The sequence below is a fragment of the Algoriphagus machipongonensis genome (assembly GCF_000166275.1).
Taxonomy (GTDB): domain Bacteria; phylum Bacteroidota; class Bacteroidia; order Cytophagales; family Cyclobacteriaceae; genus Algoriphagus; species Algoriphagus machipongonensis.
In genome coordinates this window covers 4267433-4292598 of sequence record NZ_CM001023.1, presented here as the reverse complement: position 1 = coordinate 4292598, position 25166 = coordinate 4267433, and the positions used below count along the sequence as shown (strand labels likewise).

General features: G+C 39.5%; 19 protein-coding genes, 7 tRNA genes and 1 pseudogene. 9 read left to right on the top strand and 18 right to left on the bottom strand.

The window, feature by feature from the left end; all coding sequences use genetic code 11:
* Positions 1-49: 49 nt before the first annotated feature.
* From ALPR1_RS18130 to ALPR1_RS18110, 6 genes and pseudogenes are all read right to left on the bottom strand, one after another.
* Complete coding sequence (locus ALPR1_RS18130; protein WP_008202867.1) at positions 50-514, bottom strand: hypothetical protein; 465 nt, start codon at positions 512-514, stop codon at positions 50-52.
* 152 nt (positions 515-666) lie between these two features.
* A tRNA-Cys gene (locus ALPR1_RS20865) sits at positions 667-819 on the bottom strand.
* Between the two features lie 22 nt (positions 820-841).
* Positions 842-1006 (bottom strand): annotated as a pseudogene (locus tag ALPR1_RS21125) (GIY-YIG nuclease family protein); the annotation flags it as partial.
* 42 nt (positions 1007-1048) lie between these two features.
* A tRNA-Val gene (locus ALPR1_RS18120) sits at positions 1049-1123 on the bottom strand.
* Positions 1124-1292: 169 nt separating this feature from the next.
* A tRNA-Val gene (locus tag ALPR1_RS18115) sits at positions 1293-1367 on the bottom strand.
* Between the two features lie 265 nt (positions 1368-1632).
* Entirely contained in the window at positions 1633-3471 is a 1839-nt protein-coding gene (locus ALPR1_RS18110; protein ID WP_008202863.1) for a TonB-dependent receptor, read from the bottom strand.
* A gap of 160 nt (positions 3472-3631) precedes the next feature.
* On the opposite strand from ALPR1_RS18110, the gene ALPR1_RS18105 reads away from it, so the two are divergent.
* Positions 3632-5593, top strand: coding sequence for a M1 family metallopeptidase (locus ALPR1_RS18105; protein ID WP_008202861.1), 1962 nt, complete (start codon positions 3632-3634; stop codon positions 5591-5593).
* A gap of 42 nt (positions 5594-5635) precedes the next feature.
* On the opposite strand, the gene ALPR1_RS18100 is transcribed toward ALPR1_RS18105, so the two are convergent.
* Positions 5636-6070, bottom strand: a complete 435-nt coding sequence (locus tag ALPR1_RS18100) for a VOC family protein (RefSeq protein WP_040302995.1) — start codon at positions 6068-6070, stop codon at positions 5636-5638.
* Positions 6071-6206: 136 nt separating this feature from the next.
* Positions 6207-7871, bottom strand: coding sequence for a S41 family peptidase (locus ALPR1_RS18095; protein WP_040302994.1), 1665 nt, complete (start codon positions 7869-7871; stop codon positions 6207-6209).
* A gap of 165 nt (positions 7872-8036) precedes the next feature.
* Between ALPR1_RS18095 and ALPR1_RS18090 the strand changes: the two genes are divergently transcribed.
* The 5 genes from ALPR1_RS18090 (at position 8037) to ALPR1_RS18070 (ending at position 12996) form a co-directional block, all read left to right on the top strand.
* Positions 8037-8795 (top strand): hemerythrin domain-containing protein, encoded by a 759-nt coding sequence (locus tag ALPR1_RS18090; RefSeq protein WP_008202856.1) that lies wholly within the window; start codon positions 8037-8039, stop codon positions 8793-8795.
* On the top strand, positions 8795-9208 hold the full coding sequence (ruvX, locus tag ALPR1_RS18085) for a Holliday junction resolvase RuvX (RefSeq protein WP_008202854.1): 414 nt from the start codon (positions 8795-8797) through the stop codon (positions 9206-9208). The genes ALPR1_RS18090 and ruvX overlap by 1 nt, the downstream gene beginning before the upstream one ends.
* A complete protein-coding gene (gene def, locus ALPR1_RS18080; protein WP_008202851.1) occupies positions 9205-9759 on the top strand; it encodes a peptide deformylase in 555 nt (184 codons plus the stop codon). Before ruvX ends, def begins: the two co-directional genes overlap by 4 nt.
* Positions 9756-10568, top strand: coding sequence for an amidohydrolase (locus ALPR1_RS18075; RefSeq protein WP_008202849.1), 813 nt, complete (start codon positions 9756-9758; stop codon positions 10566-10568). The genes def and ALPR1_RS18075 overlap by 4 nt, the downstream gene beginning before the upstream one ends.
* A gap of 199 nt (positions 10569-10767) precedes the next feature.
* Positions 10768-12996 carry an NADP-dependent isocitrate dehydrogenase gene (locus tag ALPR1_RS18070; RefSeq protein WP_008202847.1) on the top strand — a complete coding sequence of 743 codons (2229 nt, stop codon included), beginning with the start codon at positions 10768-10770 and terminating at the stop codon, positions 12994-12996.
* 44 nt (positions 12997-13040) lie between these two features.
* Here ALPR1_RS18070 and ALPR1_RS18065 read toward each other — a convergent pair whose 3' ends face one another.
* Positions 13041-13907 (bottom strand): S1 family peptidase, encoded by an 867-nt coding sequence (locus ALPR1_RS18065; RefSeq protein WP_008202845.1) that lies wholly within the window; start codon positions 13905-13907, stop codon positions 13041-13043.
* Between the two features lie 226 nt (positions 13908-14133).
* Between ALPR1_RS18065 and gap the strand changes: the two genes are divergently transcribed.
* Positions 14134-15138, top strand: a complete 1005-nt coding sequence (gap, locus tag ALPR1_RS18060; RefSeq protein ID WP_008202842.1) for a type I glyceraldehyde-3-phosphate dehydrogenase — start codon at positions 14134-14136, stop codon at positions 15136-15138.
* A gap of 102 nt (positions 15139-15240) precedes the next feature.
* On the opposite strand, the gene ALPR1_RS18055 is transcribed toward gap, so the two are convergent.
* The 5 genes from ALPR1_RS18055 to ALPR1_RS18025 form a co-directional block, all read right to left on the bottom strand.
* Entirely contained in the window at positions 15241-17805 is a 2565-nt protein-coding gene (locus ALPR1_RS18055) for a M1 family metallopeptidase (RefSeq protein ID WP_008202841.1), read from the bottom strand.
* 860 nt (positions 17806-18665) lie between these two features.
* Positions 18666-18738: transfer RNA gene (locus tag ALPR1_RS18040), tRNA-Lys, on the bottom strand.
* A gap of 49 nt (positions 18739-18787) precedes the next feature.
* Positions 18788-18861, bottom strand: a tRNA-Arg gene (locus ALPR1_RS18035).
* Positions 18862-18913: 52 nt separating this feature from the next.
* Positions 18914-18987: transfer RNA gene (locus tag ALPR1_RS18030), tRNA-Pro, on the bottom strand.
* Between the two features lie 212 nt (positions 18988-19199).
* Positions 19200-19272, bottom strand: a tRNA-Lys gene (locus ALPR1_RS18025).
* A 133-nt stretch (positions 19273-19405) separates the two neighbouring features.
* On the opposite strand from ALPR1_RS18025, the gene ALPR1_RS18020 reads away from it, so the two are divergent.
* Positions 19406-20131 (top strand): SH3 domain-containing protein, encoded by a 726-nt coding sequence (locus ALPR1_RS18020; protein ID WP_008202840.1) that lies wholly within the window; start codon positions 19406-19408, stop codon positions 20129-20131.
* A 49-nt stretch (positions 20132-20180) separates the two neighbouring features.
* Here the strand turns inward: ALPR1_RS18020 and ALPR1_RS18015 are convergent, their stop codons facing one another.
* From ALPR1_RS18015 to ALPR1_RS18000, 4 genes are all read right to left on the bottom strand, one after another.
* Positions 20181-20921, bottom strand: a complete 741-nt coding sequence (locus tag ALPR1_RS18015) for a 3-keto-disaccharide hydrolase (RefSeq protein ID WP_008202839.1) — start codon at positions 20919-20921, stop codon at positions 20181-20183.
* Positions 20922-20928: 7 nt separating this feature from the next.
* Positions 20929-21357: a c-type cytochrome gene (locus tag ALPR1_RS18010; RefSeq protein ID WP_008202837.1), complete on the bottom strand. Its 429-nt coding sequence runs from the start codon at positions 21355-21357 to the stop codon at positions 20929-20931.
* 23 nt (positions 21358-21380) lie between these two features.
* Complete coding sequence (locus ALPR1_RS18005) at positions 21381-22433, bottom strand: sugar phosphate isomerase/epimerase family protein (RefSeq protein ID WP_008202836.1); 1053 nt, start codon at positions 22431-22433, stop codon at positions 21381-21383.
* 78 nt (positions 22434-22511) lie between these two features.
* Entirely contained in the window at positions 22512-23681 is a 1170-nt protein-coding gene (locus ALPR1_RS18000) for a Gfo/Idh/MocA family protein (protein WP_008202833.1), read from the bottom strand.
* Positions 23682-23934: 253 nt separating this feature from the next.
* Here ALPR1_RS18000 and ALPR1_RS17995 point away from each other — a divergent pair, with 253 nt between their 5' ends.
* On the top strand, positions 23935-25161 hold the full coding sequence (locus tag ALPR1_RS17995) for a nucleoside permease (protein ID WP_008202832.1): 1227 nt from the start codon (positions 23935-23937) through the stop codon (positions 25159-25161).
* Positions 25162-25166: the final 5 nt, after the last annotated feature.

The window sequence follows — 25166 nt, the reverse complement described above, 5'->3', positions numbered from 1 at the left end:
ATGCAAAAGCCACAGAAAATTATCTGTGGCTTTTTGATTTGGGTAGAAATTAGTTGGTTTCTTCTTTTTTGTAAAATGTCTTAAACCTGCCCAAGGTTTGGTCTTGATTTAAGTATCCAAGGATTAATTCCTGATCAGTTATTTTGATGACTTTTGCCTGAATCACTTTTGGTGCAAATCTAATTTTCCATGTGATTACAGAGTCTGTTTTACGGACATTCCAGACAGATTTTTCTTGAATGATTTCTTTTCTATCAACAATCGTGGAAGTCATGGAGTCTAGACTATAGAAGTTCTTATAAGATTTGCTGTGTACCTCTTCCATCCAGTCAAAGAATTTGTCTTTCTCTTCTTGAGGACCAGCCATGAACTCCGGTGAATTTGCAACGTATTCAAAGCCTTCATCCCTAGTGAGTTTCCATTTTCCCAATAGATTTTCTTGCAAGCTTTGCGCTTGAAGAGTGAAAATTGAACTGAAAATTAAAATCCCTAAAAGTAGTGTGTGTCTTTTCATGAAATTTATAACCCTTTATTTCTTAGTCGAATAAAAGTAGGTTTATAGGACACATGGTTCTAAATAAATGTAATAGGGTTCTTAATTATGAAATTGAAAAAAAAAAGGGACTGTTTAAACAAAAAAAGCCCCAGAATAATCTGAGGCTAATGTGGGAGTTGAGGGATTCGAACCCCCGACCCTTCCGATTGCATCGGAATGCTCAGTTGCAGTCCAATCATCAAGAAGAGTATTTAGTTAAGTTTTATTTTGGATCAGTTCTATGATTTTCTTTTTACTTTTCCAAGCTTTGACCGCTCTTTCCCTTTGATAGGCAGCGCTTTTGTCCAAGAATTCTTCGGAATAAACTATTTTCCAATCCTTACAATTTCCAGTAAAGCCCGAGTGGTTAGCAAGGTGTTTTCTCAACCGTTCCTCTAGGGGTTCGCAGGTATGTCCAAGGTAGAACTTGTCAAGTACGGAGGAGTATAATATATAAAAGTTGCAAGCCATAAAGCAAAAAAAAATCCTGAATGAATTATCCAGGATTGAATGTGGGAGTTGAGGGATTCGAACCCCCGACCCTCTGCTTGTAAGGCAGATGCTCTGAACCAACTGAGCTAAACTCCCAATATGTTTTTTGAGCTTTGAACCTCCCGATAACTATCGTGGATGAGCTAAACTCCCTATATTTTAAAGTTGCTATAAATCTCCTAATTACTATCTAGGATAAGCAAAACTTAAATTTATGTAAGGCTGTAAGCCTTTTAATGCTCACGTGAGAGCATTTACTAGGATGTGGGAGTTGAGGGATTCGAACCCCCGACCCTCTGCTTGTAAGGCAGATGCTCTGAACCAACTGAGCTAAACTCCCAATATGTTTTTGGAGCTCTGAACCTCCCGATAGCTATCGCGGATGAGCTAAACTCCCAATATTTTAAAGTTGCTATAAATCTCCTGATTACTGTCTAGGATAAGCAAAACTTTAAACTTTGATTTCCTTTCCTTTCGAAAGGGAATGCAAAGGTAGTTTGAAATTAATTTGAAGCAAATATTGCGATACTTTTTTTTAATGTCTTTAAATAATCATTTGATAATGAGATGAAAAAATATTTATCAAGACTTTAATTTAATTTCACTTATTCCAGATTTAACATAAACCCAGCCCTAAACCATCTTCCTGGCATTTGGATCGTCGCAGCTTCTACATACTCCGTATTGGTTAAATTGGAAGCTTCTGCAAAGACTCCAATCTTTCCCAGTCGGTTGTAGTCAATTCTCATGTCAATCACAAAATAAGGGTCCTGATTCATCCGCTCCACATATCGCATTTTTGTGTTCCATTCTGTTTTCTTTCCTATACCAAACAGCGCACCACCAATGACTTGATTTTTTAAAGAAGTCAGTGCATACCGCGTTTCAACACCCGGCTGTTCTTTCAAATCCGCGTTGATATAATTGTAAGAAAAGCTAAATTCTTTAATCTGAAAAGTTGTCGCTCTTGGATTCACTCTGTAAAAAAGGGAAAGCTCGATCCCGTCGAAATTAACCTTCGTGAAATTTTGTGGTTGCCAAGGAATATCTTCGCCTGCATTGTCTGTAGGACGGGTCCACTCTATTAGATTGTCGGTATTCCGGATATAATAAACCAGTTCAGACCTAAAATTAGCTTTGCTCCATTTTGCGCCAATTTCCCAATTTTGAGCTTGCTCAGGGACTAATTGATCGTTACCAATATTTGTTGGGCCTACATAATATAAGTCCGTAAAGGAAGGGACTCTATAGCTTACGCCATAACCAGAATAGAGGCGTATTTCCTTACTGGCTTGAAAACCGACTTCAGCTCCAGGGAAATGCTTCCATCCATAGTTTGAGTTATAGTTGGAATAAATACCCGCTCTTAGATCAACTAGATCTCCAAAGTTGAATAGTTGCTCCAAGAACAAACCGCCCATGGTCCTTTCACGGTCACCCAGATTATTGCTCTCGATTGTTTCTTGTCTTGTTTCTACTCCAAATCCCGTGGTACCAAGAGAAGACTTGAAATGTCCATTTGCCTCAAGGGCGTAAACATTGGAGGTATGGTTGTTTTGATAGAATTCAGGTTCGTTTCTCCTCAATCTATATTCATCTACATTACGTCGATAATAAGCTCGTGAGTTAAGATAAAACTGTCCAGTATTTAACGTATGGCTCAGAGATGATAAGGTGGTCTGTATACTTTCCCATTGATCTGGGAAGGAGCTGGAGTAAAATCCATTTGCACCAAAGGTTCTGTCGGTGTAGGCAATCATTCCTCGAAGGCTGTTTTGATCATTTAAGTTGATCCCACCTTCGTAGAAAATATTGCTGACTTGGTAATCTGAATTGTATTGGTAACCATTAGAGTCATCGTAAGAAACAGCAATATTCTGCTTGTATTTCCCGGCAGGTAATGAGCCTGCAAAATTGATCCCTTTCATTCCAAAGTCCCCTGCATAACCTTGGACTCTGAGAAACTTCTCTTCACTTAAAGAAGTGATAACGTTGATTGCACCTGCATATGCATTTTGACCATAGATTCTGGAGCCTGGGCCTTTAAGGACTTCCACTCGATCGATATTGACCATCGGCACAGGAATATTCATCATGTGATGCCCTGATTGTGGATCTGTTAATTTGATGCCATTAAGAAGCATAAGAGTTTGTGCAAAAGAGCCCCCTCTTATTCCAATATCCGCTTGCACGCCTGTTACTCCTCGCTGTCTAACATCTACCCCAGGTACAAAAGATAGGATTTCCTGCAAACTTCTTCCTGGTGTGGTCTCAATCTGTTGTTTATCAATTATAGAGATGTTTCGACTTTGCTTTGAAAAAGGAATCTGGATTCTGTTCTCCTGAATAATGACCTCATCTAAATGCTGAGTAGTCGTATCTGTTTGGGCTTTTGTAGATAAAGCTAGTCCAGTTAGGATCGCAAAAAGAAATTGTTTTTTCATGGTTTGAAATGTGATTTCGGGTCAAATAACTGGCGAAAAAAGTCTATTTCCAACTTTGACTTTTGTGTGAAATTTAGTTAATGAAAAAACTCTCGTGTAAAACAAACTGGAAGAAAAAAAGGAAATCTGTATTTTAGGCGCCAATTATTAAATAAGTACCATGAAAAGAAAATTAATTCTATCACTCCTGTTGGCAGGAATGGGGATTACAGAAATGTCCCAATCCTACGCCCAGGAGGTAAAAGAAAACAATCAATCTGTCTTTGGAGAGTTTATGGACCGTAGAGGTACCTATTCAAGAACTGCATCGGGTAAGCCAGGAGTAGGGTATTGGCAAAATGAAGCCGATTATTCGATCAAAGCTACTTTAGACGATGAGGCTCACACCTTGACAGGGCAGATTACCATGACCTATACCAATAACAGTCCGGAAGCACTGGACTTCATTTGGATGCAACTGGAGCAGAATAGGTTTACTGAAGAATCAAGAGGAACTCTTACTACTCCTATTCAGGGAAACAGATACAATGGGGATACAGATGGTGGTTTTGATATCACCAACCTAGAAGCCAAAGTGGGTTCCAAAGGAGATGTTTCCAATAAGCATATCATCAACGATACAAGAATGCAAGTTTGGTTTGCTGAGCCTATTCCTGCTAAAGGAGGAGAAGCAACTGTATCCATGAACTTCTCTTTCAAAGTTCCGGTAGAAGGAATGGATAGAATGGGAAGATTAGATGTAGAAGATGGAACCATCTATGCATTTGCACAATGGTATCCAAAAGCTGCTGTTTTTGATGAAATCGAAGGGTGGAACGTTGAGCCTTACTTGGGTGCTGGAGAGTTTTACCTGGAGTATGGTGATTTTGAATATGAAATCACGGTTCCTTATGACCATATCGTAGTTGGTTCTGGAGAATTATTGAACCCAAAAGAAGTTTTGAGTAAGGAGTTGCTGGATCGATATGAAAAAGCACAGGAAAGTGATGAAACTGTTTATTTGGTTTCACCTGAGGAAATCGGGAATACTGAATTGACAAGACCAAAGCAAGAAGGAACAGTTACTTGGCGTTTTGCGATTGAAAACAGTAGAGATATTGCCTTTGCTTCTTCTAAATCTTTTATCTGGGATGCAGCAAAAATCAATTTGCCTAGTGGTAAAAAAATCTTGGCTCAGTCTGTATACCCAAAAGAATCTGATGGGGTAGAGGCTTGGACGAGATCTACTGAATATTCTAAAGCGTCAATTGAGCATTATTCTGAAACTTGGTTTGAATTTCCTTATGCTACCGCTACCAATGTTGCAGCTGACATAGGTGGAATGGAGTACCCCGGGTTGAATTTCTGTAGTTACAACTCAAAAGGTAGAGGTCTTTGGGGAGTGACAGATCATGAGTTTGGTCATAACTGGTTCCCAATGATTGTAGGTTCCAATGAAAGAAGATATGCCTGGATGGATGAAGGATTCAATACTTTCATCAATCACTACAGCACTTTGGCTTTTAACGACGGTGAGTATCCATCTAGACTTGATCAAACTAGAAGATCTGTAAATTATTTCACTAGCGAAACTAGAGAAGGAATAGATACTTACCCAGATGTGGTAAATGTATCCAATCTTGGGATGATTGCTTATAACAAACCAGCGATAGGACTTTTGATGTTGAGAGAATATATCCTGGGTCCAGAGCGCTTTGATAATGCTTTTAAATCTTACATCAAGACTTGGGCATATAAGCATCCTCAGCCTTCTGATTTCTTCAATCACATGGAGAATGTAGGTGGAGAGAATCTTTCTTGGTTCTGGCAAGGATGGTTCTATGGTAATGGAAATATTGATTTGGCAGTAAATGGAGTTTTTCCATATGCTGGAAATTATGTGCTTAGCATTTCGAATAAAGGAGAGATCCCAATGCCAGTAGTTTATGAGTTAACTTATGATGATAACTCTACAGAGAGATTTACTCTTCCAGTTGAGATTTGGCAAAGAGGTGATACTTGGAATCACTTAATTAAAACAGATAAGAAAATCACCGGAGTTGTCCTAGATCCAGATAAAATTCTACCAGATGTTAATCTTGGAAATGATAGCTGGCCTCAAGTAATTTACGATAACAACTAAAAATTAAAACCCTGAGAGATCTTCTCAGGGTTTTTTTTATGCTTAATAATCATCATTTATTTCCAGCCATATGCCATCGGGGTCTTGAATGTAGATTTGTCGGACTCCGTCAACTCGGGTGGTGATTTTTCCTTTTTCTCCTGGCCAGCTTTCAAAAGGATAATTTGTGTCTTGAAGAGTTTTGATGAATGAATCCATGTCCTCCATGCTAAAGCATAGGTGATTCACTTTTGAAATCTCAGTGGGTACATTCGGTGCCTCGATAATGTGAAGTGCGGCACCGCCACCAATGTCGTACCAGGCATGAAGTCCATCTTTAAAGGGTTCGTCAATTTCCTTGAGTCCTACAATGGATTGATAGAATTCTTTGCTGGCATCTAAGTCTGAAACGTGAACCGCGATATGATTAACTTTGATCTGAGCAGTCGTGCTCATGATAATTCCTGACAATAGGAGGAAGGTGAAAATATATTTCATTGTTATTGGATTTATTAAAGTATGACCTCATTGAAATTCTAATGTCACGCTTTTAAGAAAAGATTGAAAGGAAAATGATATAAAAAAAGAGCAACCCGTTAGAGTTGCTCTTTTTAGTATCCATTTGAAGAAGGTGTTACTCTTCCTCTTCTTGTAAATCTACATCAGTCAAATCCTTAGCCATGGCAATTTGCTCTGCTTGGTCAAAGAGTTTTAATGCTTGCTGGTAAATTTCGTTGATATCATTGACGACCATATAAAATGCACTGTCATCATAGAGTTGTCTTGCAAGATGTGCTTTGACCAAAATTCTTAAGTAGTCTTTAGATTTATTAAAGTCTACTTGGTCAAATTTCACGTTGTTTTTCTTGCCTACTTCTACTAGCTCCATCAACATCGCGTCATTTACAGTAAACTTGTCCTTGTACTCCTCAATCGTCATGTCTTCAAATTTGTCCTTGTTTTTGTTGGCATAATCTAGGACAAATTCTCTATTGGAATCAGAATTGAACAATCTGCTGATATAGGCGCTATTCATAGTGGTGTCCAGCGGCACAAAGTAATCTGGCATAATACCTCCTCCACCATAGACGGTTCGTCCTTTTACGGTGTTGTATTTCAGACTATCATTGAAACTGATGCTATCTGCAGAGAAAAATTCTCCATGTTCAAATCTCTTAATGTAATCCATTTCATAATCCTCGTGATTAGCTCCGTAAGGTTTTTGAATAGATCTACCTGAAGGTGTGTAATATCGAGCGATCGTTAATCTTAATTCAGCTCCATCTGATAAATCAATTGGTAACTGAACCAATCCTTTTCCAAATGATCTTCTACCTACAATAAGCCCACGGTCATTATCTTGAATTGCCCCAGATAGAATCTCAGATGCAGAAGCACTACCTTCATTGATTAAAACAATGACTGGTCCTTCTTCAAAAATCCCTGGTCTGTAAGCAAAAGCTTTTTGATTGTATTGGTCTACTTTTCCTTCCTGAGAAACAATCAATGCACGTTGTCCAAGTAATTCATCCGCCATATTGATCGCAGCTCCCATATATCCACCTGGGTTACTTTGTAAATCAACAATCAGCTTTTTCATGCCTTTACTTTTCAGATCTTCGATTGAGCTCTTGAACTCATCGTAAGTGGTCGCAGCAAATCGAGTTACTTTGATGTAACCTACTTCATCATTGACCATATAAGAAGCATTGATGCTGTATTGCGGGATCTTATCTCTGGTGATATCGTAAGAAATCAGTTCTTTTTGATTTTTTCTTTTAATATCCACTTTTACAGTAGAACCTTTTGGTCCTCTCAATAAGTCAAAAACATCTCGGTTGGTAACCCCTATTCCAGCAACCGTTTTTTCATCAACTTTAATGATTTGGTCTCCGGATTGAATACCCAAGGCTTCAGATGGTCCTCCGGTTAAAGGCGCAACCACATAAATGGTATCACGAATAATTCCGAATTCTACTCCAATTCCATCAAATTCACCATCTAATTGGGATTGAGCCAATGAAGCATCTCTTGCAGGTATATAGCTTGAGTGCGGATCTAGGTTTTCCAGCATTTTGGTAATCCCAAATTCTACCAGTTCATTGGTGTTGACACTGTCTACATAATCCCTATTTATATAAGTCATAATTTCCTGGAGCTTGTATAATGCTGCTCTCAGGTCATTTTGATTACTCTTGGGTTCTGCAAATGTTGCCCCAATCCATATGCCGGCAGAAATCGCCAACGCCAATATGATCGGTAGCCTTATTTGTTTTTTCGTGTTTTTAGTCTCGCTCACGTCTTTTCCTATCTAAATTTTGTATTGCAATATCTAATAAACTAGCATAATTGGCTAGTGTTCAAAAGTCATTCCGTATAAAGTTAACGAATGTTTATACGGACGGGTGCGATAATGAAGCAAATTATTGACCTTTTTTCTGTTAAAAAAAATTATTTTTGTGACATGAGGGCTGAAAACGATTTCAATAAGAACTTAGTTGGGGATTTAGTGTCCGAAAACTATGTTTTCGCAGCAGTGTTGCATTATTTTGGAATTAGCTTCTACCAATATCCAACACAATCTTTAGAGGAAGTTTGCAAAAAGCATAAAGTACATCCTAATCAACTCATCACGGAACTAGAAGCCTGGGCCGCCAGGAAGGATCCCTCTAATGAGGAATTGTACCTAAATCCAATAGAAGTATTGGTCGCTTATCTAAAGCAAAAGCATTATTACTTCGTACGTCAAGAACTTCCATTTTTGGCTAATATCATTTCCGGGATTAAGGCGGAGCCTGAGTATGCTTCCATCATGTCAGATTTGAGGATCATGTTCCCTCTGTTTGTGGAGGACTTTATCCACCACATTCATGAAGAGGAAAGCCGTCTATTTAAAAGAATAGAACTTCTTCAAGATGTGGAGCAAGGGCACTACAGTTTGCTGGATGCCTTAACAATATTAGAAAGAGACCCCATTCATTTATTAGCAGATGCACATGAGGTGCACGATGATGAAATGGAAGGAATCAGAAAGCTAACTTCAGAGTATACCCTTTCTGAAGAAGCGCCTTTGACGATGAAAGTCCTTTACCATGAACTGCAAAACTTTGAAAGAGAATTGAGGATTCATGCACAGATTGAGGATGATCTACTTTTTCCAAAGGCAATACAATTAGAGCGAGAGGCGCTAAGAAAAATTCGAAATAAAATAAAGACCAACTGATGCCAAGAGTACTAGCAATTGATCTGGGAACCAAACGAACAGGTTTGGCTGTTACCGATCCGCTGAAGATGTTGGCAAATCCACTTGAAACAATTGAGACCTTTAAGTTGATTGATTTCATCAAAGCATACATCGCGAAAGAGGAAGTAGATACGCTTGTACTGGGCTTGCCTACAAAACTGAATGGAAAAGACAATGAGATGACTCCTAAAGTGATGGCGATGAAAACCAAGTTGGAGAAAAACTTCCCTTCTCAGAAGGTGGAGTTAGTGGATGAGAGATTTACCTCCAAAATGGCCATGCAAAGTATGATCACCATGGGGAGCAAGAAGAAAGACCGCAGGGAAAAGGCAGGAAACCTAGATAAGGTAAGCGCGGCAATAATTTTACAATCGTATTTAGAAAGACAATGATATACCCAATAGTTGCATACGGGAACCCAATTTTGAAGAAAGAGGCTGATGAGATCAATGAAGGGACAGCTTTGGATGAGATGATCCAAAATATGTTCGCTACGATGGATAACGCCAATGGTGTTGGTTTAGCCGCTCCTCAGATCAATGAGGGAGTTAGGCTATTCGTCATCGATAGTAATTTGATGCTGGATGAGGAAGATGAGGAGAAAGGGATTCGAAAAGCATTTATTAACCCAATCATTTTAGATGAGTATGGGGATGATTATAGTTTTGAAGAAGGTTGTCTGAGTATCCCTGATGTAAGGGCAGAGATTACCAGACCCGAGAAATTGACTATAGAATATTTTGATGAAAACTGGAATCTCCATGAAGAGGAGTTTTCTGGGATGACTGCACGTGTCATCCAACATGAATACGATCACTTGGAAGGAATTCTATTTGTTGACTACCTAAAAGGTTTAAAGAAAAGATTGCTTAAATCGAAACTGGTAGACGTCAGTAAAGGAAAGGTCTCTACTGATTACAGAATGGTTTATCCTCTTAGATGAGTAAATCAGCTGAGTTAAATATCGCACTTGTTCAGACGGAGCTTTATTGGAAAGATAAAGTGGCAAATTTGGCTATGCTGGAAGAGAAAATCTGGGGATTAAAGTCTGGCATTGATCTAATAATTTTACCAGAAATGTTTCCGACCGGTTTTAGTATGGAGGCAGCTGAATTAGCCGAGCCCATGAATTTAGGCGTTTGTAAATGGATGAAACAAATGGCATCCCAAACGGGTGCTGTGATTACCGGAAGTGCGATAATTTCTGAAAAGGGAAAGTTTTTTAACCGGCTTCTTTGGGTTACTCCTACAGGCGAAATTTCTCATTATGACAAAAGGCATCTCTTTAGAATGGCCCAGGAAGATCAAACTTTTTCCCAAGGAGAAAGCCAATCAATTTTCGAGGTGAAAGGCTGGAAAGTATGCCCACAGGTCTGTTACGATCTTCGGTTTCCTGTTTGGTCCAGAAACCGAAGGATCAATGAAAGCCCTTTGTATGACTTGATGTTTTTTGTCGCCTCTTGGCCAGCAGCTCGCTCCTCCGCTTGGGATGCTTTATTACCGGCTAGGGCTATAGAAAATCTTTGTTTTGTTGCGGGAGTAAATAGAGTCGGTAAAGATGGGAATGGTATTGACTATACCGGCCATTCAGAAATCTATGATTTTAAGGGAAAAGCTTTGGGGAATTCTCAAACCACAGATGATTTCGAACAGGAAAAAATAGAGGTTTTTACTTTGAAAGCGGCTGAATTGGATGCTTTTAGAGAGAAATTTCCTGCCTGGATGGATAGTGATGACTTCATGATTCGGTAGAATCCTTTGATAAAGGGTACATTACCGTGGGTGAAACGGATTTGAAACAAGGATATTTTCCGTAATTTAGCCGCAAAATTTTACGACCCTGTTTTCTAAAGTTTCGACTTAGAGAAGTTTTGGTGATGAAAAGGCAATAAGAGAGCTGTTTTCTTTAACAGGGTTATTTTCCACTCTTTTTAAAGTACTTGATCAAACCATGAGTAACCAAACTCCAAAAATCCTTTATACGCTAACTGATGAGGCACCTGCCTTGGCTACGTATTCATTGCTCCCAATTGTTCAGGCTTTTACGAGCTCAGCAGGAGTGCAGGTAGAAACCAGAGACATATCTTTATCTGGAAGAATCATTGCAAATTTCCCAAGTTATCTGACAGCAGAGCAGCAAATCGGTGATGCACTGGCTGAATTGGGTGATATAGCCAAGACTCCAGAGGCTAACATTGTCAAGCTTCCAAACATTTCCGCTTCAATTCCACAGCTTAAAGCAGCAATCAAAGAATTGCAGGGAAAAGGTTATGCCCTTCCAAATTATCCAGAAGAGCCTAAAAATGAGGAAGAGAAAAATATTAAAGCGACCTATGATAAAATCAAAGGTTCAGCGGTAAACCCTGTTTTGAGAGAAGGAAACTCTGATAGAAGAGCTCCTCAAGCTGTTAAAGCATATGCCAAGAAGCACCCGCATTCCATGGGTAAATGGTCAGCTGACTCAAAATCTCATGTGGATAGTATGAGCGAAGGTGATTTTTACGGAAGTGAAAAATCTCATACCATGACTCAAGCGACCAAAGTGTCTATCGAGTTGACCAAAGAGGATGGAAGTAAAGAAGTGCTTAAATCAGGTTTATCTTTATTAGATGGGGAAGTTATCGACGCTTCCACCTTGAGCGTTTCTGCATTGAAAGCCTTTTTGAAAAAAGCCAAGGATGACGCTAAAGCTCAGGGAATCTTGTTTTCGATTCACATGAAAGCTACTATGATGAAGGTGTCTGATCCTATTATTTTTGGACATGCTGTGAAAGTTTTCTTCGAACCTGTATTTACTAAGCATGCTGCCGTTTTAGCAGAGCTTGGAGTGGATGTAAATAATGGTTTTGGGGATTTACTTTCGAATATTGAAAAATTGCCTGCAGATAAAAAGGCTGAAATCTTAGCGGACATTGATGCCTGCTATGCAGACAGTCCTGATTTGGCTATGGTTAATTCTGACCGTGGAATCACCAACCTACATGTACCAAGTGATGTGATCATTGATGCTTCTATGCCAGCAATGATCCGTACATCTGGTCAGATGTGGAATAAAGAAGGTAATTCTCAAGATACCAAAGCCATCATTCCTGATAGAAGTTATGCAGGAGTTTATCAAGCTACCATCGACTTTTGTAAGAAGCATGGCGCATTTGATCCTTCTACAATGGGCTCTGTTCCTAATGTAGGTTTGATGGCTCAAAAAGCTGAAGAATACGGTTCGCATGATAAAACTTTCGAAATCCCTGCTGCCGGTACTGTAGAGGTAATTGACGAAAATGGTGTGGTGATTTTATCTCACGCTGTTCAGGAAGGAGATATCTGGAGAATGTGTCAAACCAAGGATGCACCGATCCAGGATTGGGTGAAGTTGGCAGTGACTAGAGCAAAGCTTTCTAGTACGCCGGCAGTTTTTTGGTTGGACTCTAAAAGAAGCCATGATCAGGAGTTGATCAAAAAAGTGAATAAGTACTTGTTGGATCATGATACTGAGGGAATCGAACTTCATATCATGTCACCAGTGGAAGCTACTAATTTCACTTTGGCCAGAATTAAAGAAGGAATGGATACTATTTCTGTGACAGGAAATGTGTTGAGAGATTACCTCACTGATTTATTCCCGATTTTAGAAGTAGGTACTTCTGCAAAAATGCTATCGATCGTTCCCTTAATGAATGGTGGAGGTTTGTTTGAAACTGGTGCCGGTGGATCTGCACCAAAGCATGTGGAGCAATTTGTGAAAGAAGGTCACTTGCGTTGGGATTCCTTAGGTGAGTTTCTTGCCTTGGCTGTTTCTTTAGAGCATTTGGGTAGAATTTTCCATAACGAGAAAGCTTTACTTTTAGGGGAAACGTTAGACTTGGCAACAGGTAAATTCCTTGACAATGATAAATCACCTGCCAGAGTCGTGGGTAAATTGGATAACAGAGGCAGCCATTTTTACCTGGCACTTTATTGGGCTCAGGCTTTGGCCGACCAAAACAAAGATGCCGAGTTAAAGGCCAAGTTCACTCCTTTGGCAAAAACCATGAGCGAGAAAGAAGAGCAAATTGTTTCCGAATTGAATGGTAGCCAAGGTTCTCCTCAGGAAATTGGTGGTTATTTCAAATTAGACGGAGAGTTAACTTCTAAAGCAATGAGACCAAGTGAGACCTTTAATGCGGTTTTAGCAAGTCTTTAATTAACATTTGATTAAGTGAAAGCCCTGAGAAATCAGGGCTTTTTTTATGCCTCATCAAATGAAACTTGATGCTGGTTTAGGAATTCTTTGATGACAGAAACATGGATGCATTCTCCCAGATGAATAAAGGAGTAGTCATTCACTTTCTTCTCTTTGCCATGGGCAATAATTGATTTCTCTTCAATATCAAACCCAAGGTGTAGGTGTTTAGTCCTGCTTTGCATGCCAATAATTCTCCCCTGAGTGTCAAAAAGTGGCCCTCCGCTTTGACCTCTTAGACCGGGAGTACTCATTTCTATCCCATACACTTTTCCTTTTTTATCTCCCAAAAAACGAGTGACCATTCCTTCTATAGGGAATCTAGGTGAGCGAGCATTTCCCTTGGAAGTCCATTCGAGAATGTTTTTTTCAAGGTTTAACTGGAAATTGGAGAATTCTGGAAAAGGAAAACCCAGTCGACAAAGCATTTCTCCAGGCTGGATAGAATTATTATCTCCTAGAAAGCGCGGGGTGCTTGTAAACATTTTTTTTGTGAAACCTTCAAATTTGATAAGGGCTAAGTCGTATTCAGGATGGGCATGAATTTTCAAGTTTTTTATTTGATCCACACAATCCACAAAGGTTACCCGCATTTCTGCGGTTTTTTCTTTGCTTAAGCCCAATTGATAGGCAAGTTGTTTGGTTTGCTTGCCCTCGTGATTCCCTTTTAAATATTGGAGATAGACTTTATTGATTTTGTCTGCTTGAGATAGCCATTGAGCAACATGCTTACAGGTAAGGGCATAACCCTCTTGGTTTACAAAGAATAAGGTTGCTGAGCCTCGCTGTACTTGGTTGGCTTCAAAGCTTCTGGAAATACTATGGATCGCTCGGGTAAAATTGGCTACTTCTTGAATTGCTGATGCAAACATGTTTTGATACTTTTTTTCAAATTACCCAATTTTTAAATAAAAAAATCTTGAACTCGAAATCGATTGATTTATAAAATGGAGGCATTCTTAAATCTCTAGGAAATAAACTGTTTGGGCTAGCCAAATATTTATAATAACTTAGCCATCCCTCAGCCATTTTTAGCCAAAAGAGGCATGCTTGGCGGGATGTTTGAAAATCAAACCTATACGCAAATCAATAAATATTATGAGCAAAATTAAAGTAGGAATTAATGGATTCGGAAGAATCGGTCGACTAGTTTTTAGAGTGGCCCAAGAAAGAGATGATATCCAGGTAGTGGGCATCAATGACTTGATCGATGTGGATTACATGGCCTATATGTTGAAGTATGACTCTACTCATGGTCAATTTAAAGGTACTGTAGAGGTAACTGACGGAAAGTTAATCGTGAATGGCGAAGCCATCAGAGTAACTTCTGAAAAGAATCCTGCTGACCTTAAATGGGGTGATGTAGGTGCAGAATATGTTGTAGAATCAACAGGTTTGTTCTTGACTAAAGAAAAGGCTCAGGGTCACATTGACGCTGGTGCTAAGAAAGTAATCATGTCTGCTCCTTCTAAGGATGATACGCCTATGTTTGTAATGGGTGTAAATGAAAGTTCTTATACTTCTGACATGACTTTTGTTTCCAATGCATCTTGTACAACAAACTGCCTGGCTCCAATCGCAAAAGTATTGAATGACAACTTCGGTATCGAAGAAGGTTTGATGACTACTGTTCACGCTACTACTGCTACTCAGAAAACAGTAGATGGACCATCTGCTAAAGACTGGAGAGGTGGACGTGGTGCAGGCCAAAATATTATCCCATCTTCTACAGGAGCTGCAAAAGCAGTAGGTAAAGTAATTCCTGAATTGAACGGTAAATTGACTGGTATGGCATTTAGAGTTCCTACTCCAGATGTTTCAGTAGTTGATTTGACTGTTAGATTGAAGAAAGCTGCTTCTTACGAAGAAATCTGTGCTAAGATGAAAGAGGCATCAGAATCTTCCATGAAAGGAGTTTTGGGTTATACTGAAGATGCAGTTGTTTCTAACGACTTCATTGGTGATGCTAGAACTTCTATTTTTGACGCAGGTGCAGGAATCCAACTTTCTGATACTTTCGTGAAAGTGGTTTCTTGGTATGATAATGAGTGGGGTTACTCAAACAAAGTTGTAGACTTATTAGCATTTATTGCTTCTAAATAAGATCAGATTAAATCAAATAAAAAGTCGTCCAATTGGACGACTTTTTTGTTTTTAGGGAATAAATGAAATGAGGTCTTTTTTTTGGTTTCAAACGTCTCCACCTTATTCTTGACCTTTTATCTTTTGCACCCGCATCAAATCATCGGTGGCTTGTAAAATCTTATTTTTTAAAATGGGGTTGTAGTCAGGGTTTGCTTCTAGAAAGACATTGACGTCATTTGCTGCCTTTTGAGAGCTGTATTGTCCTACAGTGGCACTCACCCATCTTTTAGGAAAGAAGATGTCTCCAGTCTTCTGAATTTCGTCCAAAAGCTCCAGAGCCAAAGGGACATGCTTAACACTTGTTGCCTGATGAAGTGGATGGTGTATATAACCACAGGCTGCAAGTACCCATGATTCTTTTTCCCGATTGTCCATATTTCTAAATGATTCAAAAAGAGCATCTCTTTCACTTTCATTTTGGGATAAAGCCGGTTGTAGGAAGTCAAATCGAGCCAGCTTATCTGGATTGCTTATTCTAGATCTCTCCTCTACTAATATTTCTTCGGATTTAGGGTGTCCATATAGTGCCAATTTCATGGCTAGGCTTGTGAAATCATCAGGGTTTAATTTGAGATTTTCAATTTCTATAGACTTGTCCCAAACTTGGTAAAGCCTATTCTGACCTGATTCGGAATAGGCCAGTCCGCTATATAATGAGAAAAGAGTCTTTTTAAGATTGGTGGAAATATCCTGCTGAAGCAATGTCCATAAATCCTCTTCAAGTTTAGAAATTTTGCTTTCTCTCTGATCCTTGGTTAAAAAAGTCCAAAACAATGAGTTCATTTCTGAAGAAATCAAGCTTGCGAGAATCTCATTTTTTTCTTCTAAAATGCCTTTATGAAGAACTTCGAAAGTTTGTTTTGGAGAAATGTTGCCAGCTAAGGTGTTCTCGTATAGGTTGATGTAAGATTGTCCCCGCATCACCTCATCTTGGAGGTCTGTTATCTTTTCCAATGAGTTAATGTCCAATGGGAAAACCCCGTAGCCAAGGCCATTGCTGTTGTAAAGAATAGCGGTAGGTTTTTCTAAACCAATAGCCTCCTCCAAATTGATTGTTTTGTCATTTAAGGATATCTCAATTGTTTTTGATTCTTGAGGATAAAAGAAGGTAAGGTTGAATAGTTGAGGCCATACCTTTTCAGAGCCATCTTCAGCTTTTTGATGGATTTTAAATGATGTGATATTCCCATTTTCAGAAAACTCAATTTCATCGGATATAATAGGTCTTCCCGATTGATTGACCCAGACCTCGCTCCATTCCTTTAAGTCGAGTGCGGTTTCTCGGTTGAGGATTTCTACTAAGTCACTCCATCTCGCATTGCTGTTTGCAAAAGTCTTGATGTAAGTCTGAATACCCTTCTGAAATGCATCTTCACCCATTACGGTTTCCAGCTGCCTCATCATGATTGGCGCTTTATTATAGATAATACTTCCATAAAGTGAGCCAGCATCCTTTAAGTTGGCTAAATCTTGACGGATTGGGTTGGTTCCTTTCGTTCGGTCTTCACCGTAAGCAGAAGGGTAGTGGTTGGTCAAGAATGAGAGTTCATGATTGATATCTGGGTATGCTGGGTTGACAAGCTTTCCAGCCATGAAATTTGCGAAAACTTCCTTCATCCAAACATCTTCAAACCAATCCATGGTCACTAAATCACCAAACCACATGTGAGCCGTTTCATGACCAATGAGCTTAGCGCGGGAGAGCAATTGCGAATTGGTAGCATTTTCATCTAGAAACAAAGAGGACTCACGGTATTGAATAGCCCCAACGTGCTCCATGCCTCCATATTGAAATATGGGTATTGTGGTGAAATCAAGTTTCTGGAAAGGGAAGGGGTAATCTGTGTATGCTTCTAAAAAGTCTTTTGCTTTTTCATGAAGGGAGAAAACTTCAGGTATACTTGCTGCGATTTTTTCAGAATTGGTCTCTCTATAAAGCATTCTTTGTGGAAAATCGCCTTCAGCTTTTGCCTCCTCAAAATTCCCGGCCACAAATGAAAAAAGATAGGTGCTCATTAGATCTGATTTTGCAAAGCGGTGGATGGTGGATCCATCGCTCTCTTCTGAAGCTATTTCAGGTGCTCCAGCGAGGACTTTCCATTCATTGGGAGCAGATATGGTTAGTGAGTAGTTTGCTTTCAGATTTGGTTGGTCAAAACAAGGGAAAAGAGTAGAGGCGCGATCTGGAACCAATAGGGTATAAAGAAAATCATCATTTCTATTGAGCGAGAGTTCTCCAGCCAGGAAATTAATTTCAATTGAATTGGACCCTTTCTCCAGTCTGTCTTCGGCGATAATTAAATGTTGGTTTCGGTGGTTGATCTCAGTTTCGTTGCCATTCACCTTTAGTGAGATAAGGTGCGAAGCCTCTTCATGAAAATCCAGGATCAAAGGGTGGGAGAGGTCTGAAATGCTTGTCTCTAAAATTAATTTCGCTGGGATGGGATCCGTTTTCTTTTCTGGAATATCAAATTGTAATTGATAATGGATCTCCGAGACTTGCTGTTTTCGAAATTTCGCTAATTCAGCAGAAATACCTTCATCGTAAAAGTGTTGGTCCGAAACGGGATTTTCGCAAGAGCTTATCAGAAGCCAAGTGCAAAAGAGAAGGAACAGGTTTTTCATACCCCAACATTGGGTATAAAAGGCAGGATTCGCAAATGGAATTTTATAAATGAGACGCAAGGTCTCACCCGGGCAAGCTTCTCTCTTTAAAAGATGAAGCTGCCTATCTCTAGAAAACAAAAAAAGCAGACCATCTCTAGTCTGCTTTTATGATCCCGCTGGGGCTCGTCCCGATTGCTATCGAGGACCAGGACCCATTCATTAAAGTCGAGGTGTTTTTCTCCATTAGGTATAACTTATCGCTTTAATGTGTCTTCTTGATTTCAATCTTAGGATTACAGATTCTCTTTTCTTCTTTTAGAGATATAAATCTTAATAGGATGGGTTTTTAATTCAACCCAAAGAAACTCAAATGACTTTTGGTAAAAGGTATGTGCATTTAAACATCCAATGAAATCATCCCATATATCATTTTTAGTGCTTGTTAAAATTCTGGAATAATTGAAGGTGTTCAAAACTCTTAGCTTGAAAACAAAAAAAGCAGACCATCTCTAGTCTGCTTTTGTGATCCCGCTGGGGCTCGTCCCGATTGCTATCGAGGACCAGGACCCATTCATTAAAGTCGAGGTGTTTTTCTCCATTAGGTATAACTTATCGCTTTAATGTGTCTTCTTGATTTCAATCTTAGGATTACAGATTCTCTTTTCTTCTTTTAGAGATATAAATCTTAATAGGATGAGTTTTTAATTCAACCCCAAGAAACTCAAATGACTTTTGGTAAAAGGTATGTGTATTTAAACATCCAATGAAATCATCCCATATATCATTTTTAGTGCTTGTTAAAATTCTGGAATAATTGAAGGTGTTCAAAACTCTTAGCTTGAAAACAAAAAAAGCAGACCATCTCTAGTCTGCTTTTGTGATCCCGCTGGGGCTCGAACCCAGGACCCATACATTAAAAGTGTATTGCTCTACCAGCTGAGCTACGGAATCGGTACTCATTAATAAAATAAAAAGCGGAACGTAATTCCGCTTTAGAAAGTGATCCTGTCAGGACTCGAACCTGAAACCTACTGCTTAGAAGGCAGTTGCTCTATCCAGTTGAGCTACAGGACCTGGATAAAATTTTAATCTTCTAAAAGAAGAAGACCAAAGGTGGAAAATAAAGTCGGGGTGGCAGGATTCGAACCTACGACCTCCTCGTCCCAAACGAGGCGCGATACCGGGCTACGCTACACCCCGAAACTTTTTCCTAAACTAAACTCAAATACTTATTAACTCCTTGCAAGTTAAATTATTCACTAGGGAGAAATTCCGAACCAAATGATCGGGAATAGCTAAATGCCTTTCTCCATTTCTAAGTGATCCCGCTGGGGCTTCCCGATATTGACTTGCTTTGCATCGTCTCATCGGGACAGGCTTCTCGCCATATTCCCTTTTGATCTCACCGAATGTGATCCCGCTGGGGCTCGAACCCAGGACCCATACATTAAAAGTGTATTGCTCTACCAGCTGAGCTACGGAATCATATGGTCTGAAAATTTTCAGAAATTTTAACCACTTTTTTGTGGAATTTTACCTTTCAAATTGACTCTTTGGCCTTGCTTTTTGCCAGATCATTGTCGTAATTGGACTGCAAATTTAAGCTACCGATTTATAAATGCCAAACCCTAATTCAATCTTTCTTGCAAAACTTTTGATATTTTTTGTCTTTGCTTTGCAAAGCATTAATTGTCAGGCAGATGTGAAAGACCTTCAAAACGCAGATTCTTTGTTTCAGCAGCGAAGTTACAAGGAAGCAATGGAAATTTACCGTCAAAACTACCAAGAAGGGATTTATTCTCCCGCCATGTTACTCAAAATGTCCTTCATTGCAGAGGGTATTGGAGATAAGGAAAATGCTACCTTATACCTGAGTAAATATTACGATTTGAATCCTAATTCTCAGACAATTACCAAGATAAAAAGCTTGACTGGGCAGAGTGATTTGGTAGGGTATGAAGTGAGTGATGCAGCGAGATTTATGTTGTTTCTGATAGAATATCAGGAAATAATCGTCGGTTCCTTAGCATTATTTTTAGTGATATCGATTATCATGATTTGGGTAAGAGGTAAGAAAAATCCGGAGTCAACGTTTTATTGGCCGACGATATTTTTAATCATTTTGATATTTGCAGCTAATAATTTTCTCAAAGCACCTAATGCAGCATTGATTACTCAAAGCCCCACCATGATCGTATCAAAACCTTCGGCAGGAGGAGAGCTTATTGATCGAGTGGAGCCAGGACATCGAGTTAAAATTAAATCCAGTAAAGATATCTGGTATGAGGTAGAGTGGAAGGATCAAGTAGCCTACATTAAAAAGGATAACGTGACCAGGTTCTAAAAAAAAATTGAATAAAAAAAAGACCTCAAATATTTGAGGTCTTTTTTTGTTAGAGCTTTTTGATCTCTACATTTTTAAAGTAAACTAAATCGCCATGGTCTTGCAGGGCGATCTTCCCTTTCTTAAATGTACCAAAGCCTGGCATGTCTTTGAATTTGCTGTCTGCTATTAATGCTTCCCATTCAGGGGTCCATAATTCAGTTTCAACCACAGTGACACCATTTAGTCTTAATTTTAGGTTGCCTTGATCAGCAATGATTTCAGCATGATTCCATTCGCCCCAAGGTTTTACGGTTTCTTCGCTGCTCACGATCAAGTCATACAAATCCCCAGCTCTGTGGCTAATGATTTTAGCGTCAGGATGACCTTCATTGTCAAGAACCTGCATTTCCATGCCTGTATGCCAAGAATACGGGTATTCTGGAGCTTCCTGAACAAAGAAAATCACACCGCTGTTTCCATTTTCTGCAATTTTCCAGTCATACTTCAGGTGGAAGTTTTCAAATTCTTCATCAGTGACAATATCACCACCGTCACCTGTTTGCCATCCATCTTTGTTTTTGGCATCCAAGTAAACTGTGCCATCTTCGATTTTCCAAGCTTTACCTACTTCTCCGCCTCCATACTTATGCCATCCGGCAAATGTATTTCCTTCGAATAAAGGAGTAAATTCTTCTTGTTTCTGGGTAACTTCTGTGGGCTCTTCTGTTGCCTGCTCAGCGGTTTTCTCAGCAGAACATGCTGCAAGTAAACTGGCAAAAGCGGCTAAGGCTAAATACTTTTTCTTCATTTCGTAATTATTTCAACAATAGAACATAGGCAACCATGTCCTTCGCGTCTTCCATGCTCAAAGTAGGATGTGGAGGCATTGGAACTTCACCCCATACACCAACTCCACCTTCGATTACTTTCTGAGCCAATTTCTCAATGTTCTCCTCGGTACTTTCATATTTGGCTGCAACGTCAGCATAAGAAGGTCCCACGATCTTTCTTTCCACCATATGGCAGGTAGTACAATCAGAGGTCTTTAATTTTGCTAGACCTTTGATGTAGATAGGATCATCCTTGTATTTTTCTTCAAGGCTCATTTCCTGTGCTGGTTCAGCTGGAGTAGACTCCACTGCTGGGGTAGTAGTAGTTTCAGTGGATTTTTCTCCTCCTCCACAAGCGAACGCAAGTCCTGCCAAAGCAGCAAGACCTAGGTTTAACGGTTTTGTGATTTTCATTTTTATGTAATTAATATGGGTATTTAAATTCCTAATACTTTTTTGTTGAAAGCTTCGTCAGCTCCCACACCGGCAAAATCATCAAATGCTTTCTCTGTAACTCTAATGATGTGCGAATCGATAAATGGAGCGCCTTCTGCAGCTCCTTGCTCTGGGTGCTTCAATGCGCACTCCCATTCTAAAACGGCCCATCCATCAAAATCGTACTGAGAAAGTTTGCTGAATATTCCTGCGAAATCAACCTGTCCATCTCCTAAAGAACGGAAACGACCAGCTCTTTCTACCCAGCCTTGGAATCCGCCATAAACGCCTTGCTTTCCTGTTGGGTTGAATTCAGCATCTTTGACATGGAACATTCTGATTCTTTCATGATAGAAATCAATGAATTCAAGGTAGTCAAGACATTGCAATACAAAGTGACTTGGATCATAAAGAATATTTGCTCTTTTATGACCATTCACCTTGTCAAGGAACATTTCGAAAGTGATTCCGTCATGCAAATCCTCTCCAGGGTGAAGTTCATAGCAAACATCCACGCCATTTTTATCAAACTCGTCCAATATTGGAGTCCATCTCTTAGCAAGTTCGGTAAATCCAGTCTCTACCAATCCGGCAGGCCTTTGAGGCCAAGGATAAACTGTGTGCCACATCAAAGCACCACTAAAGGTCGCATGCGCGGTAAGCCCCATGTTTTGTGAAGCTTTTGCAGCATACATTAATTGCTGTCTTGCCCAATCAGTTTTGCCCTGAAGGTTTCCTTTGAGTTCTGCAGGTGCAAAACCATCAAATAATTCGTTGTAAGCTGGATGTACCGCCACTAACTGACCTTGAAGGTGAGTGGATAGTTCAGTAATCTCCATACCTGCCTCTGCAACGATTCCTTTTATTTCCTCAGCATAGGTTTTACTTTCTGCTGCTTTTTGTAAATCAATTAACCTACTGTCCCAGGTTGGGATTTGTACCCCTTTGTATCCAAGACCAGCTACCCATTTACAAATATTTTCAAGATTGTTAAATGGAGCTTGATCATCAGCAAATTGAGCTAGAAATATAGCAGGGCCTTTAATAGTTTTCATTATCTAAATTGGTTTAATCCCAGGTAAAGTAACACAAGATTCCTCTTTTGTTTCTGGGTTTGGGTTTGAATAAAGAATTTATTTTTCAACAATAAATGGAGTCCATTTTTGTTCTGATTTATTACTTTTCAAGACATGGTCAATAAATGCCATTCCTCGAATGCCGTCTTCCACACCAGGAAAGTCTAACCATTCTTCTTTTGGCTTTTCCCCATTTCTTTCGGCGTAGATGCATCTAGCAAAGTTTCTATACAGGTTAGCAAATGCTTCCACATAACCTTCAGGGTGTCCTGCTGGAGTTCTGGTGTTTTCATTAGCAAGAGAACCTAAATATCCTGTTCCAGCACGATAAATTTGGTCGGGACCTTCAGGCCATCTGACAGTTAAACTGTTATTTAGTTCTTGTTCCCATTCCAGCCCTCCTTTTTCTCCATACACACGAACTTTCAGGTTGTTTTCTGCGCCTGTGTCTGTTTGTGATGCCATTAAAACTCCTGATGCTCCGTTTTCAAATCGCATCAAGACCACCCCGTCATCATCGATAGGCCTTCCTTCTACTTTTATATAAAGATCTGCACAAATTTGGCTTACTTTCTCTCCAGTGATGTATTCAGCCATATGGAAAGCGTGGGTTCCAATATCACCCATACAACCTGCCAATCCATTTTTTGTTGGATCAGTTCTCCAGGCAGCCTGCTTGTTATTTTCGGTTTCTAGTAGCTTCCAAAGCCAGCCTTGCGGGTATTCAACATAAACTTTTCTAACTTTTCCGATTTCACCATTGGCAATCATTTGCTTGGCTTGCTTGATCATCGGGTACCCAGAATAGGTATGAGTTAAGAGAAATAGCTTGTCTGATTTCTGAACAGCATGGTAAAGCTCTTTAGCTTCTGTGTAATTGAGGGTAAGAGGCTTATCTAATGCTACATGAAAGCCAGCTTTCAATGCTTTCAGAGTTGGGTCAAGGTGTACATTATTTGGAGTGACAATACAGACTACATCTATTCTTTCTGACTCAGGAAGTTGTAGTTCCTTTTCAAACATTTCGTCATAACTGTCATAAACTCGTTCGGAAGGGAGCATAAGTTCCTCACCCCTGATTCTTGATTTTTCTGGATTAGAGCTAAAAGCACCGGCCGCTAACTCAAACATACCATCCATTAATGCTCCATTAAGGTGAATGGCTCCTATAAATGATCCTGGACCTCCGCCGACTAGTCCCAGTTTTAATTTTTTTGTTTTAGACATAGATAAATGAGAATAGATTATTCAGGTATTAATAGCTTGAAATAATTGATTCTGTCTGGAAAATCCTTGGCTCTTTAATCGAGAAGGGTGAATAATTGATTAATAGCTTCCTCACGTTATGAATGGATTTTATTAATCATCAAAAATCGCTTCTTTGAATTCCAAAACAGGTGCTTAAAATACGGCAAATTGCCCAAAAATTAAACTTTCTGACTTAATTAGAAGAAATCTGACCTAATCAACCGCAATCCTTATGAAATTTGCTACCAAAGCACAGTTGTCCTTGATGATGTTTATGGAGTTTTTTATCTGGGGGGCTTGGTTTGTAACCTTAGGAACATTCCTCGGAAATAACCTGCAGGCAAAGGATCAGGAAATTTCTCTGGCATTTTCCACCCAATCATTTGGGGCGATCATAGCACCTTTTATAGTGGGGCTGATTGCCGATAGATTCTTCAATGCTGAAAAAATTCTAGGGGTCATCCATTTAATAGGAGCAGCTTTAATGTATGGTTTGTACCAAGCAGAGGGTTTCTCTTCTTTTTTTCCTTTCCTGTTGGCTTATATGATTTTATTCATGCCCACTCTAGCCCTTGTCAATTCGATCTCCTTTAATCAAATGAAAAATCCTGAAAAGGAGTTTTCGGTCGTGAGAGTTTGGGGTACGATAGGATGGATCACAGCAGGGTTTTTGATTAGCTTTTTAGGCTGGGACAGTCAAAGTGGATTACAGGAAGGTCTATTGAAATTTACTTGGGTGATGGCAGGAACCTTGTCATTTGCCTTGGGATTGTTTAGTTTTTTTCTTCCTAAAACTCCGCCAAAAGCAAAATCCAGCGGTGAATTCAATATTCGGGAGTCTACAGGAGTGGAGGCTTTATCCTTGCTAAAAGACAAGAATTTCGCAATATTTTTTCTTTCCTCCATTCTTATCTGTATTCCATTAGCATTCTATTATCAGAATACTAGCCCTTTTCTGACGGAGATAGGATTAGAAAATTCAACTGGAAAAATGGCCTTAGGTCAAGTGTCTGAAGTCCTCTTTATGCTGGCACTTCCCATCTTCTTTTCCCGCTTTGGAGTAAAGAAAACTTTGATCGTGGCAATGGCTGCGTGGGCCATACGGTATGCCTTATTTGCCTTTGGAGATGTCAATGAAGGCGCTTGGATGCTTTTGGTAGGAATAGGTTTACATGGGATATGTTATGATTTCTTTTTCGTCAGTGGTCAGATTTATACCGATTCACATGCTGGTGAAAAATATAAGTCCTCAGCTCAAGGAATGATCACTTTGGCAACCTACGGTATTGGGATGTTAATAGGCTTTTGGGCAGCAGGAATCATTTCCAATTACTATACGGATTTGACTGGTCATCACATTTGGAAGTCAATTTGGTTGATTCCTTCTGGTATTTCCGTTTTGGTTTTGCTATTTTTCATATCTCTTTTTAAAGAGGAAAAAAAAATCTCTCCCAATTAACCTGA

Bases quoted from the DNA above. Each gene is read 5' to 3' on its own strand.
- ALPR1_RS18005 (WP_008202836.1), bottom strand. From the start codon at position 22,433: ATGAAAACTATTAAAGGCCCTGCTATATTTCTAGCTCAATTTGCTGAT.
- def (WP_008202851.1), top strand. From the start codon at position 9,205: ATGATATACCCAATAGTTGCATACGGGAACCCAATTTTGAAGAAAGAG.
- ALPR1_RS18100 (WP_040302995.1), bottom strand. From the start codon at position 6,070: ATGAAATATATTTTCACCTTCCTCCTATTGTCAGGAATTATCATGAGC.
- ALPR1_RS18070 (WP_008202847.1), top strand. From the start codon at position 10,768: ATGAGTAACCAAACTCCAAAAATCCTTTATACGCTAACTGATGAGGCA.
- ALPR1_RS18055 (WP_008202841.1), bottom strand. From the start codon at position 17,805: ATGAAAAACCTGTTCCTTCTCTTTTGCACTTGGCTTCTGATAAGCTCT.
- ALPR1_RS18010 (WP_008202837.1), bottom strand. From the start codon at position 21,357: ATGAAAATCACAAAACCGTTAAACCTAGGTCTTGCTGCTTTGGCAGGA.
- ALPR1_RS18075 (WP_008202849.1), top strand. From the start codon at position 9,756: ATGAGTAAATCAGCTGAGTTAAATATCGCACTTGTTCAGACGGAGCTT.
- ruvX (WP_008202854.1), top strand. From the start codon at position 8,795: ATGCCAAGAGTACTAGCAATTGATCTGGGAACCAAACGAACAGGTTTG.
- gap (WP_008202842.1), top strand. From the start codon at position 14,134: ATGAGCAAAATTAAAGTAGGAATTAATGGATTCGGAAGAATCGGTCGA.
- ALPR1_RS18090 (WP_008202856.1), top strand. From the start codon at position 8,037: ATGAGGGCTGAAAACGATTTCAATAAGAACTTAGTTGGGGATTTAGTG.
- ALPR1_RS18020 (WP_008202840.1), top strand. From the start codon at position 19,406: ATGCCAAACCCTAATTCAATCTTTCTTGCAAAACTTTTGATATTTTTT.
- ALPR1_RS18130 (WP_008202867.1), bottom strand. From the start codon at position 514: ATGAAAAGACACACACTACTTTTAGGGATTTTAATTTTCAGTTCAATT.
- ALPR1_RS18015 (WP_008202839.1), bottom strand. From the start codon at position 20,921: ATGAAGAAAAAGTATTTAGCCTTAGCCGCTTTTGCCAGTTTACTTGCA.
- ALPR1_RS18105 (WP_008202861.1), top strand. From the start codon at position 3,632: ATGAAAAGAAAATTAATTCTATCACTCCTGTTGGCAGGAATGGGGATT.
- ALPR1_RS18065 (WP_008202845.1), bottom strand. From the start codon at position 13,907: ATGTTTGCATCAGCAATTCAAGAAGTAGCCAATTTTACCCGAGCGATC.
- ALPR1_RS17995 (WP_008202832.1), top strand. From the start codon at position 23,935: ATGAAATTTGCTACCAAAGCACAGTTGTCCTTGATGATGTTTATGGAG.
- ALPR1_RS18000 (WP_008202833.1), bottom strand. From the start codon at position 23,681: ATGTCTAAAACAAAAAAATTAAAACTGGGACTAGTCGGCGGAGGTCCA.
- ALPR1_RS18110 (WP_008202863.1), bottom strand. From the start codon at position 3,471: ATGAAAAAACAATTTCTTTTTGCGATCCTAACTGGACTAGCTTTATCT.